The 11695-nt window shown below is 43.4% G+C and carries 10 protein-coding genes; 4 read left to right on the forward strand and 6 right to left on the reverse strand.

What is annotated here, in order from left to right; genetic code table 11:
- Window positions 1-239: 239 nt before the first annotated feature.
- The 5 genes from asd to QZV86_RS06465 all read right to left on the reverse strand — a co-directional run bounded on the left by asd (window position 240) and on the right by QZV86_RS06465 (window position 5933).
- Window positions 240-1352, reverse strand: coding sequence for an aspartate-semialdehyde dehydrogenase (gene asd, locus QZV86_RS06445; protein WP_295625181.1), 1113 nt, complete (start codon window positions 1350-1352; stop codon window positions 240-242).
- A 149-nt stretch (window positions 1353-1501) separates the two neighbouring features.
- A complete protein-coding gene (leuB, locus tag QZV86_RS06450; protein WP_295625183.1) occupies window positions 1502-2563 on the reverse strand; it encodes a 3-isopropylmalate dehydrogenase in 1062 nt (353 codons plus the stop codon).
- Window positions 2564-2587: 24 nt separating this feature from the next.
- On the reverse strand, window positions 2588-3226 hold the full coding sequence (gene leuD / locus QZV86_RS06455; protein ID WP_295625185.1) for a 3-isopropylmalate dehydratase small subunit: 639 nt from the start codon (window positions 3224-3226) through the stop codon (window positions 2588-2590).
- Window positions 3227-3290: 64 nt separating this feature from the next.
- Entirely contained in the window at window positions 3291-4706 is a 1416-nt protein-coding gene (leuC, locus tag QZV86_RS06460; RefSeq protein WP_295625186.1) for a 3-isopropylmalate dehydratase large subunit, read from the reverse strand.
- 81 nt (window positions 4707-4787) lie between these two features.
- Window positions 4788-5933, reverse strand: coding sequence for an MFS transporter (locus tag QZV86_RS06465; protein WP_295625187.1), 1146 nt, complete (start codon window positions 5931-5933; stop codon window positions 4788-4790).
- 488 nt (window positions 5934-6421) lie between these two features.
- Between QZV86_RS06465 and QZV86_RS06470 the strand changes: the two genes are divergently transcribed.
- From QZV86_RS06470 to QZV86_RS06490, 4 genes are all read left to right on the forward strand, one after another.
- The gene (locus QZV86_RS06470; protein WP_295625188.1) at window positions 6422-6841 is read left to right on the forward strand and encodes a rubrerythrin family protein; all 420 of its coding nucleotides are present in this window, start codon (window positions 6422-6424) and stop codon (window positions 6839-6841) included.
- 99 nt (window positions 6842-6940) lie between these two features.
- Entirely contained in the window at window positions 6941-8923 is a 1983-nt protein-coding gene (locus QZV86_RS13805; RefSeq protein ID WP_366925691.1) for a DUF3501 family protein, read from the forward strand.
- Complete coding sequence (locus tag QZV86_RS06485) at window positions 8920-9426, forward strand: CNP1-like family protein (protein ID WP_295625189.1); 507 nt, start codon at window positions 8920-8922, stop codon at window positions 9424-9426. Before QZV86_RS13805 ends, QZV86_RS06485 begins: the two co-directional genes overlap by 4 nt.
- 274 nt (window positions 9427-9700) lie before the next feature.
- On the forward strand, window positions 9701-11074 hold the full coding sequence (locus QZV86_RS06490; protein WP_295625190.1) for an ammonium transporter: 1374 nt from the start codon (window positions 9701-9703) through the stop codon (window positions 11072-11074).
- A 68-nt stretch (window positions 11075-11142) separates the two neighbouring features.
- Here QZV86_RS06490 and QZV86_RS06495 read toward each other — a convergent pair whose 3' ends face one another.
- Window positions 11143-11499, reverse strand: coding sequence for a helix-turn-helix domain-containing protein (locus tag QZV86_RS06495; RefSeq protein WP_295625191.1), 357 nt, complete (start codon window positions 11497-11499; stop codon window positions 11143-11145).
- Window positions 11500-11695 lie beyond the last annotated feature (196 nt).

Consider the following 11695-nt stretch of genomic DNA (forward strand, 5'->3'; position numbering starts at 1 on the left):
TATCGAAAGACTAGTATTGCAACATAATCACACTAATTGCGATTACGCCTCAAATTACAGGCTAATCAAACAAACCCATAATTAGTTAAAGCACCTCACAATATATGTAAGGTGTGAAATATATGTTCTTCAAGTTGCTGGTTCTATCTACCAATATTCGTTAATGTAACGAAAGATTAAACTCGAAATATAAGATACTACATTCGACTATTGTATTCAGGATATCGATATAAAGATATTTAGTGTGCAATCAGTATGCGCAACATTCTGCGCAATGGTTCTGCGGCACCCCAAAGTAATTGATCGCCCACGGTAAAAACAGATAAGTATTCACCGCCCATTGTCAGTTTGCGTAATCGCCCTACCGGTATTGATAAAGTGCCCGTTACTGCCGTTGGCGTTAGTTGTGAGGTAGTTGCCTCTCTCTCATTGGGAACCACTTCAACCCAATCATTTGAATTTGCAATAATTTCTTCAATTTCATCTAATGGTACATCTTGTTTTAGCTTGATGGTTAACGCTTGGCTATGGCACCTCATTGCACCAACACGTACACAAATACCATCCACAGGAATTTCTCGGTCGCTTGTTCCAAGAATTTTATTGGTTTCGGCTTGTCCCTTCCATTCTTCTCGACTTTGTCCATTAGCAACTTCTTTGTCAATCCAGGGAATCAAACTGCCCGCTAACGGAACACCAAAATTTTCAGTTGGAAATTTTTTATCACGTAATGTGCCAGCAACTTCACGATCAATATCCAAAATACTGGAAGCAGGATTATCCAACAAATCCTTCGCCACTCGATGTGCCTCACCCATTTGCTGCAACAGCTCACGCATATTTTTGGCCCCGGCACCCGATGCGGCTTGATAAGTCATGGCGCTCATCCAGTCCACCATGCCTTTTTCAAAAAGACCGCCAACCGCCATTAACATCAAGCTAACTGTACAATTGCCACCAATATAATTTTTTACTCCATCATGAAGGGCCTGCTCAATCACAGGTTTATTGACCGGATCCAATATGATCACGGCATCTTTCTCCATGCGCAATGCTGAAGCGGCATCAACCCAATATCCTTGCCAACCCGATTGACGCAACAGTTTAAAAATCTGATGCGTATAATCCCCACCTTGACATGAAATAATGATATCCATTGCGCTCAGTTGATCAATATCAAAGGCATCTTTTAACGGAGGCGCCTCCTTGCCAATTTCAGGGCTTACGCCACCTTTTTGTGAAGTTGTAAAAAAAACAGGATCGATCAGAGAAAAATCTTCTTCTTCTCGCATTCTCTGCATTAGCACAGATCCAACCATCCCACGCCAACCCACAAAACCAACTTGCTTCATTGCTTATCTCTTTTTCTAGAATTGACAATCCGTTAATCAAATAAAAAACTGCATAAATATTAACTTACTTTATAAAATGATACAAAATGATTAATGCATTAATTACGCCTTTATTTCCTAATCATGCATTAATTTGTCATTAAGTATAATTACAGCATTGCCAAAACCACATCCCCCATGGCTTTTGTGCCTACAGATTTCATGCCGGCCTCATCAATATCTTTTGTCCTGTAGCTCGCCGCTAAAACTTTTTTAACCGCATTTTCTATGCGCTTTGCCGCCACTTCCTGATTGAATGTGTAACGCAGCATCATAGCTACTGATAGTATTGTCGCAAGCGGATTAGCTATATCCTTCCCAGCGATATCGGGCGCCGAACCGTGAATGGGTTCATATAATCCTTTATTATTCTCATCTAAGGAAGCTGAAGGCAACATACCAATGGATCCTGTTAACATGGAGGCTTCGTCAGACAATATGTCACCAAACATATTTCCGGTGACCATGACGTCAAATTGTTTTGGATTACGAACCAATTGCATAGCAGCATTATCAACCAACATATGCGATAAAGCCACTTGCGGGTATTCCTTAGCAACCTCAGTGACAACGTCTCGCCATAATTGTGTACATTCCAATACATTCATTTTATCTACGGAACACAATTTACCTTGACGCTTAGCCGCCGTTTGAAACGCAACATGTGTGATGCGGCGTATTTCTGCTTCACTGTAGATCATGGTATTAAAACCAACGCGCTCTCCATGACGGATCTCAATCCCGCGCGGCTCGCCAAAATAAATATCGCCGGTCAATTCACGCACGATCATGATATCAAGACCGGCAACTATGTCGTATTTTAAACTAGAGGCATTGGCGAGTTCTGGATAAAGCATTGCGGGACGCAAATTAGCGAATAAATTAAGCTTCTTGCGAATCGCAAGCAAACCACGCTCAGGACGCTGCTCGCGCGGCAAAGCATCATATTGCGGGCCTCCAACAGCGCCCAAGAGAACTGCATCCGCCTGACTGGCTAATCGATGGGTCACATCAGGGTACGGCTCTCCAGTGGCGTCAACTGCACAGCCTCCGATCAATCCGTATTCCAATTCAATACCCAGACCATCAGTTTTCAACGCATCTAATACACGCACGGCCTGAGCAACAATTTCCGGCCCAATACCATCGCCTCCTAATACAGCAATTTTCATTTTATCCCACTTTCACACGGTCACTTACATAAACAACCAAGGCTGTTCATTACGTCGTTTCTGCTCAAATTGATTAATTTTTTCAGCGTGCTGCAGGGTTAGGCCAATATCATCCAAGCCATTGAGTAAGCACTGTTTACGAAAAATATCAATCTCGAATGTAAATTCTTCTCTTTTTGGAGAGATGACCTTTTGATTCTGAAGATCTACCGTCAATCGGTACCCTTCTGTTGATTTTACTTCCTCAAATAAGTAGTCCAATATCGCCGCGTCCAGAACAATCGGCAACAAACCAATCTTATAACAATTATTAAAGAAGATGTCCGCAAAACTAGGGGCGATAATAACGCGAAAACCGTAATCCTGGAGTGACCAAGGAGCATGTTCACGACTTGATCCGCAGCCAAAATTTGCACGTGCCAGCAATATCTGCACACCTTGGTAACGGGGTAGGTTTAACACAAACGCCGGATTTATTTTACGTTGCGATGAATCCATGCCTGGCTCGCCATGATCCAGATATCGCCATTCATCAAATAGATTTTGACCAAAACCGGTGCGTTTAATTGATTTGAGGAACTGCTTCGGGATGATGGCATCGGTATCAATATTAGCTCGATCCATAGGTGCCACCAGCGCTGTAATTGTTTCAAATTTTTCCATTAATTTATATCGTATCTGACCAAGTGTACTTGCTGTTCATGCACAGCAAAAAAACTGTTTTCCATTATTCGTTACTCAGTTTGCGCACATCAACAAAATGTCCTGCAATTGCAGCAGCAGCGGCCATCGCAGGGCTAACCAAATGCGTCCTGCCACCAGGGCCCTGACGGCCTTCGAAATTTCGATTTGAGGTTGAAGCACAGCGTTCACCCGCGATCAATCGATCATCATTCATTGCTAAACACATAGAACAACCCGGTTCACGCCATTCAAACCCAGCTGAGCGAAAAATTTGATCCAGCCCTTCTTGTTCGGCTTGTTTCTTGACCAAGCCTGATCCTGGAACCACCAGCGCCAGCTTGATATTAGCCGCAATATGTTTCCCTTTGACAATCTGTGCCGCCGCGCGCAGATCTTCAATGCGTGAATTGGTGCAGGAACCGATAAAAATCTTGTCCAGGTTAATTTGCTGAATCGGAGTATTGGCGCTTAGCCCCATGTAGTTTAACGCTTGTTGCATATCGTGTCGCTTCACTTCATCGGAAACACGCGCAGGGTCAGGCACGATTCCATCGATTGTTGTCACCATTTCGGGAGATGTGCCCCAAGTCACCTGAGGCTTTATCTGCGTCGCGTCTAACGTCACTGTTCGATCAAATACAGCATCGGCATCGCTACGCAGTGTGCGCCAGAATGCAATAGCGCTACCCCATAATTCGTTTTTGGGAGCAAACGGCCGCCCTTTAATGTAATCAATGGTGGTATCATCCACAGCTACCATCCCAGCACGCGCACCGGCTTCAATCGCCATATTGCACAGCGTCATCCTTCCTTCCATCGATAACGCGCGGATAGCACTGCCAGTAAATTCAATTGCATAGCCAGTTCCACCTGCAGTGCCAATCTCACCGATAATCGCTAAAGCAATATCTTTGGCAGTAATCCCTAGCCCCAAATTGCCTTCCACCGAGATGCGCATGGTTTTAGACTTCTTCATCAATAGACATTGCGTGGCTAATACATGCTCAACCTCCGAGGTACCAATCCCAAAAGCCAAGCATCCAAATGCGCCATGCGTACTGGTATGCGAGTCGCCACAAACCACCGTCATACCTGGCAACGTAGCGCCTTGCTCAGGACCAATCACATGTACAATGCCCTGACGCAAGTCATTCATCTTGAACTCAGTAATTCCCAGTTCATCGCAATTCTGATCTAGTGTATCGACTTGCAAGCGAGAAATGGGATCTTGAATACCTTGACTGCGGTCGGTAGTCGGAACATTGTGGTCTGCAACCGCGAGTATAGAATTAAGACGCCAAGGCTTCCGCCCAGCCAGCTTCAGACTTTCAAACGCTTGCGGGCTAGTTACTTCATGCACTAAATGACGATCAATATAAATTAATGCCATACTACCCGGATCATCAGATTCAGTATGCACCAGATGTTGATTCCAAAGCTTGTCGTATAATGTTTGCATCAGTAAAAAATAAAATCGAACGTAACGCGCAATTATCCCATAAAGTTTACCAATTCAACAAACTAACCACGCTATCGCTTATCAGTGATTAAATGGCTTCATTTTCCATGCAATTAGCATCAAACCCGCAAGCGCTGCAGCAGCACTCATAAAGAATGTGTTACCCGCACCCAACCAATCCCAGGTATAACCGCTGAATACCGCTCCCAAAGCCCCCCCCACTCCATAGGCGATACTGGTATAAATCGCTTGACCCTTCGCCTGATGGCGCCCCTGAAAAAATTGATGGATCACCATCATGGCTGCAACGTGATGCGTTCCATAGGTCGCTGCATGTAAAACCTGTGCTATGACAATAATCACTGGCCATTCGACATATTGACCTATCAACACAAAACGCAGTATGGCACAAGCAAAACTGAAAATCAGGATATGCTTCAATCGAAATTGTTGCATCAACCACGGCATGATAAAAAAAATTCCAATTTCACAAATTACGCCGATCGCCCATAACCATCCGACAAACCCTTTGTCATAGCCATGTTCAACTAGATAAATGGAAAAAAACGTATAGTAAGCGCCATGCGCAAACAGCATCATTAAACTGGATAACAAAAATGCCATAACCTCCGGGCGCAGACATATCTGTCGTATCGAAAGTAATCCCGTGGCATAGTGCATAATTTCTTTCTCAGGGATTTGATAAGAAAAAATTACAATACCCAGTTTAAGCCCCAACAGAATCCAAAGCAGCCAGATAATTTCCATTACTTCCAATAAATAACCAATGCCAATCACTGCCACAACGAACCCAACCGATCCCCAGGAACGAATCCGTCCATACTTATCGGTATAATCTCCCAGATGAGACAATGTAATCGCTTCCATCAACGGCAATGAAGCACTCCAAAAGAAACTCATCATCAGCATGACAACAAAAATCCAAGCAAATGATTCTCCTGCAAAAAAACCGCAGAAACTCACAAAACCGCTTATTGCTGCGATCTGCACAACCCAAACTCGCTTACCGGTATGATCCGCCAACCATCCCCAGACAGCTGGAGAAAAAATACGCGTAACTAACAATAAGGACATCAAAATACCAATTTGCAATGCGCTAAATGACAGTGACTGGAGATATAAACTCCAATACGGCGCAAAAGCACCAATAAAAGCAAAATAGAAAAAATAAAAGCCGGAAAGGCGCCAATAAGGAAGTGATGGCATACTCTGGATTAATTGATGCAATGATTAAACAAAGGGATTATCGGCAAAAATGAAAATGTGAAACTCACTGAACCAAAGGATAGCAGCTAAATAAGATGCTGCAATTAATTTTAAATGATTTTACAACAATGTAGACCTGCAACAAATTTCAGCAAAATTTGTTGCAACGCTTTACTCAAAAAAGGTAGATTATGCATAACATAAATTTGAATCAAGAGTCAGTTGGATAATTTATTTGTTCGCAACCGATCTATTGGTAGATAGTTGACAATCCACAAGCCCTTCGATAGTCTCCGTGAACGGATCGGATTTTGTATTTATGCACACTCACCATGTTCTGAATAAATTGAAAGAAGTGTTGGCAGGGTGCCACAATTATTACCTCATATCTTCCTTTATCAACTAGTCTCGGTTTTGTGCATTACATAAATACATTCTTTTCATCGAGATCAAATATAACTACATGTTAATTTAAAAAGGAGAAAATAATGGAACTTAAAGGATCTAAAACTGAAGGCAATCTGAAAGCCGCTTTTGCCGGAGAATCTCAAGCCAATCGCCGCTATTTATATTTCGCGGCTAAAGCGGATGTAGAAGGACAAAATGACGTGGCTGCTGTATTTCGTTCTACTGCGGAAGGTGAAACCGGTCATGCCCATGGTCATTTGGAATATCTGGAAAATTGCGGCGACCCAGCTACTGGCATGCCATTCGGAGCTTCACGCGACAATCTGAAAACGGCCATTGCAGGTGAAACACATGAATACACGGACATGTATCCCGGCATGGCCAAAACAGCACGCGATGAAGGATTTGATGAAGTCGCCAACTGGTTTGAAACACTAGCCAAAGCCGAACGCTCTCATGCGAATCGTTTTCAACGCGCATTAGATAGTTTAGCTGACTGATTCGTTGCTTTAGTTAGAATCCACAGGGGTTTAATCAAACTCGATCTGGATAGGCCCCTGTGTTGCTTTATTTGAATTTTTTGATACGCAAAATTGATCATGACCATCAGCGAAGGAAGTCTCGAAGCACCCAAGCGTCATCCAATCGATTGGAAGAATCCCGATTTTTATAATGAAGCCAGCTTGAACCAAGAATTGGAGCGGGTTTTCGATATTTGCCACGGATGTCGGCGCTGCGTTAATTTATGCACAGCCTTTCCACGCCTGTTTGATCTGATTGATGAAAGCACCACAGGCGAATTGAATAGCGTCAATAAAAACCAGTTTTGGGAAGTGGTTGAACGCTGTTATCTTTGCGACATGTGTTTTATGACCAAATGTCCTTATGTGCCGCCACATGAATGGAATATTGATTTCCCGCATTTAATGCTGCGTGCAAAAGCAGTCAAATATAAACACAAAGGTGCAGGATTTCGTGACAGATTACTCTCAAATACCGATTTGATGGGTAAGTTGGCCACGATTCCTGTCGTGGTTCAGACCGTTAATGCAGTGAATAAAGCGCCCGTTGCACGGAAATTAATGGATGGTATGTTAGGCATCCATGCCGACAGAAAACTGCCTGAATACGCAACCCAAACATTCCGCTCACGCGCGCAACCCAACGTAGATTTTCCCGTTATTAACGGCACGCGAACCCCTGGAAAAGTTGCAATTTACGCAACTTGTTACATCAACTATAACGAGCCCAGCATTGGACACGACTTGTTAAAAATCCTGGAGCATAATGAAATCCCGACTTACCTGGTAGAAAAAGAGGCGTGTTGTGGAATGCCCAAACTGGAATTGGGTGATTTGGAGACGGTAGAAAAACTTAAAAACGAGAATATCCCGCATTTACTAAAATTAGCCCAAGAAGGATATGCCATTCTCACCGCAGTGCCTTCTTGTACATTAATGTACAAGAAGGAATTGCCCCTATTATTTCCGCAAGATGAAGCAGTTCAGGCCGTCGCTGCTGCGATGTTTGACCCATTTGAGTACCTGGTATTAAGAAATCAGGATAAATTGCTCAGAACGGATTTCAAGAAACCTCTCGGCACTGTGGCTTATCATATTCCTTGCCATCAACGGGTACAAAACATTGGAAAAAAAACGCGCGATATACTGCAGCTTATTCCGGAAACAATCATCAATACTGTCGAACGTTGCTCAGGACATGATGGAACCTGGGGGGTAAAAAGTGAGCACTTTGCGGATTCTATGAAAATAGGCCGCCCCGTTTTCAAACAAATGACTGCTTCCGATCCGGATTACATCAGTTCGGATTGCGCCATTGCTGCGCGGCATATTAAGCAAGGTATCGGTAAAAGCAAGGCACAAAAGCTCCACCCGCTAACTTTGTTGCGCATGGCTTACGGCTCTGACCCCACACCCCAATCGGCTGATGACCTTACGCCGATTACCCAATCCACTTCTACTGAAAAATACATGACTAAAATTACCCGCGATGACCTACTGACACTGGAAGCATATGCCAAAATCCGCAATGATTTTCGCGTCCAGGTGATGGCGCATAAAAAAATGCGAAAAATTCCGCTGGGAGAAAATATCACCCTTATATTCGAAGACGCCTTAACTATTCGCTATCAAATCCAGGAAATGTTGTATGTTGAGCGCATTTTTCAAGAAGATGAAATCATGCACGAACTTGAAACATACACCCCGTTGATTCCCGATGGACATAACTGGAAGGCTACGATGTTAATTGAATACCCGGATCCTGCAGTACGTGCCGCTAAATTGGCCGATCTAATCGGTATAGAAGATAAAGTGTGGATCAGAATTGCTGAGCATACACCGGTATATGCAATCGCTGACGAGGATCTTGAACGGGAAAATAGCGAAAAAACTTCAGCGGTTCATTTTCTTCGCTTTGAGCTCACCCCTGATATGATTCAAGCACTTCAGGAAGGTGCAGCATTAAGTATCGGTGTTGATCATCCCGCTTATCAAGCAACGATTGATGCCGTCGACAACGATATCCGCACCTCATTGTTGCAAGACTTACTCGGTGCATGAAACGAATTTACATTTTACTCTGTATTTTGTTGTTTGCCTGCGCCAAACCACCTTTCAAGGATCAATTCGAAAGCGACAAGCCATGGATCGAGCAATTAACACAACTTCCCGCTTATCCGGATACCACAAACTTGATGGAATTCGATACGGGTGCTGTCTCCAGTAATCATTATTTGATTGATACAACTTCCATTAATATTGGTGAAGATGGCGTTATCCGCTTTACTTTAGTCGTCAAATCATCTGCAGGCGCTCTCAATGTTAGTTACGAAGGCATACGTTGCGCTACTAGCGAGAGAAAACTGTATGCACTCGGAAGAGATGATAAAACTTGGATCCAACCGCGTATATCCGAGTGGCAAAGACTCGAATTGGTGCAACAATTTAATGCACAACGCGAACTTTCCAAAAATATCTTTTGTCCGCATCGCCAGATTGTGAGTAACACAGAAGATGCCATTCAGGCTTTAAAGGCGGGTATACATCGCAACATTTTCCGTTAGTCCATAAATTGTTATCTCATATCTATTTGATAATTATTTATAAATCATCTCCGAAATATTTTAGCAATTCATATTACTACACGTAGTTCTTAATCTTCTGTGTCGCCGGGTTTGTGTGACGCAATATTTAATTATTTCCCTAACCCCTATTGTCTTTAAGGTAATTAAAGTTCACACTCTCGATGGGGTTTTTATAATTTTAACATCCTACACCCCTTCCTCTGGATCTCGTCGAGGATTAACCCGAGAAATCACTAAAATAAGGAAGAATCACATGAATAAAAGCTTTAATTCGATAATATCAGGAGCAATCTGTCTGTTGCTTCTGAGTTTCAGCAGCTTAGTCAGTGCAGAAACTCCCGTTTTAAGTGAAGCGCGTATTGTCGCACAATATAATTACATTATTCATATTTTGGCCATGCTGTTAATTGGCTTTGGTTTTCTAATGGTATTTGTGCGCCGTTATGGCTTTGGTGCGGTAACCGGCACCTATCTGGTTGTTGCGGTAGGACTCCCTCTCTATATTCTATTACGTGCAAATGGCATTTTTGGGCACCAGTTATCGCCTCATACGCTTGATTCGCTGTTATTTGCCGAGCTATCCGTTGCCACAGCCCTTATCGCCATGGGTGCAGTATTGGGTCGTTTACGCGTGTTTCAGTATGCTTTGCTGGCATTGTTAGTTGTTCCACTTTATCTATTGAACGAATGGATTGTGCTTGATGATGCATTCGGCTATACCACAGGGTTCCAGGATACCGCAGGCTCGGTTGTCATCCATGCTTTCGGCGCCTATTTTGGGTTGAGTATGTCAATTGTTTTAACTACTGAGTATCAACGCAGCAAACTAATTGAATCAGATCATACGTCAGACCGTTTTGCCATGTTGGGATCCATGGTGCTGTGGTTGTTCTGGCCCAGTTTTGCCACTGCACTTGTGCCACTGGAGAACATGCCACAAACCGTAGTCAACACCTTGTTAGCATTATCAGGTGCAACTATCGCCACTTATTTCCTAAGTTCTAAACTGCATAATGGCAAAACCTCCATGGTCGATATGGCCAATGCTGCATTGGCCGGTGGTGTAGCTATCGGTTCTGTCTGCGATGTAGTGTCTCCTACCGGAGCCTTCGGCATCGGTTTGCTCGCTGGCGCGCTTTCCGTCTTAGGGTATGTATTTTTGCAACCGTTACTGGAGTCAAAATTTAAAATCGTGGATACCTGCGGCGTGCATAATTTACACGGAATGCCCGGATTACTTGGCGGTCTCAGTGCATTCCTGATAGTTCCAGGAATTGCGATTGCGCAGTTTAATGGCATAATGATAACGCTTATCATCGCGATTGTTGGCGGCCTGATCGCAGGTGCCATTATCAAGGCAACGGGCACCACACGTGAACCTTATGAAGATAGCGTAGAGTTTACGCACCTTGCAGGCCCCGAGACAGAGAAACTTCCCGAACAACTACAAACACGTGTCGAAGCTCTGGAAATTCACTCCTCTGCAGCTAAACCGCAATTTCCAATGGAATCTCCTGAAACCAAGGCATTAATTGCAAGATTGGAATCCCGAGTTATGACATTAGAAAACAATATTGCTGCAACGCAAAACCGTGACGCTGGTGAGAAACCGAATCCCACCGTATAATTTATCCTATATAGCACCCCGGAGTTTGTTGCGGGGTGCTTTTGGATACAGAATGGGTGACTACAATTTCACACATGCGCCATAAAAGCTTTTGCGCTTGGATAATAGGTCTTTCCCCATTCCGCTAGAGCCTGCAATACTAGCCGCAGATCTTCCCCTTTTGCTGTTAACACATATTCGTATCGTATCGGTTTTTTCTGATATATCTGCCGCGTTAAGATACCGACAGCCTCCAACTTTTTAAGCCGATTCGCCAATACATTAGTAGCAATTTGTTCCGGTGATTCCAGGAATTCTTGATAGCGTTTTTTACCCAACAACAAATCCCGGATAATCAACAAAGTCCATTTATCTCCTAAATGATCCAACGCACAAGCTATCGGGCAGCAAGATCGTTCGTGGTTTTGTTCGTCATGATCAACCATCGGTCATTAATCTCTATGATAAAAAATGAATCACGTAATAGCTTTATAGTCACTTGCTACTAACAAGTTCATAAGATAAACTTACTTGCATTATACAAGTAAATACTCGATTAATCACACTTAAGGTTATAGACATGCGAAGTGAGCTATGATTATTTCTGGTGTATGACAAGTGAGGAGAAAGCGGTGTAGCCTG

Origin of the sequence: uncultured Nitrosomonas sp. (genome assembly GCF_902826915.1) — a bacterium.
GTDB lineage: Bacteria > Pseudomonadota > Gammaproteobacteria > Burkholderiales > Nitrosomonadaceae > Nitrosomonas.

Coding starts and splice junctions, on each gene's coding strand:
- QZV86_RS06470 (WP_295625188.1), top strand. CDS start 6,422: ATGGAACTTAAAGGATCTAAAACTGAAGGCAATCTGAAAGCCGCTTTT.
- QZV86_RS06465 (WP_295625187.1), bottom strand. CDS start 5,933: ATGCCATCACTTCCTTATTGGCGCCTTTCCGGCTTTTATTTTTTCTAT.
- QZV86_RS13805 (WP_366925691.1), top strand. CDS start 6,941: ATGACCATCAGCGAAGGAAGTCTCGAAGCACCCAAGCGTCATCCAATC.
- leuD (WP_295625185.1), bottom strand. CDS start 3,226: ATGGAAAAATTTGAAACAATTACAGCGCTGGTGGCACCTATGGATCGA.
- leuC (WP_295625186.1), bottom strand. CDS start 4,706: ATGCAAACATTATACGACAAGCTTTGGAATCAACATCTGGTGCATACT.
- QZV86_RS06495 (WP_295625191.1), bottom strand. CDS start 11,499: ATGGTTGATCATGACGAACAAAACCACGAACGATCTTGCTGCCCGATA.
- QZV86_RS06490 (WP_295625190.1), top strand. CDS start 9,701: ATGAATAAAAGCTTTAATTCGATAATATCAGGAGCAATCTGTCTGTTG.
- asd (WP_295625181.1), bottom strand. CDS start 1,352: ATGAAGCAAGTTGGTTTTGTGGGTTGGCGTGGGATGGTTGGATCTGTG.
- leuB (WP_295625183.1), bottom strand. CDS start 2,563: ATGAAAATTGCTGTATTAGGAGGCGATGGTATTGGGCCGGAAATTGTT.
- QZV86_RS06485 (WP_295625189.1), top strand. CDS start 8,920: ATGAAACGAATTTACATTTTACTCTGTATTTTGTTGTTTGCCTGCGCC.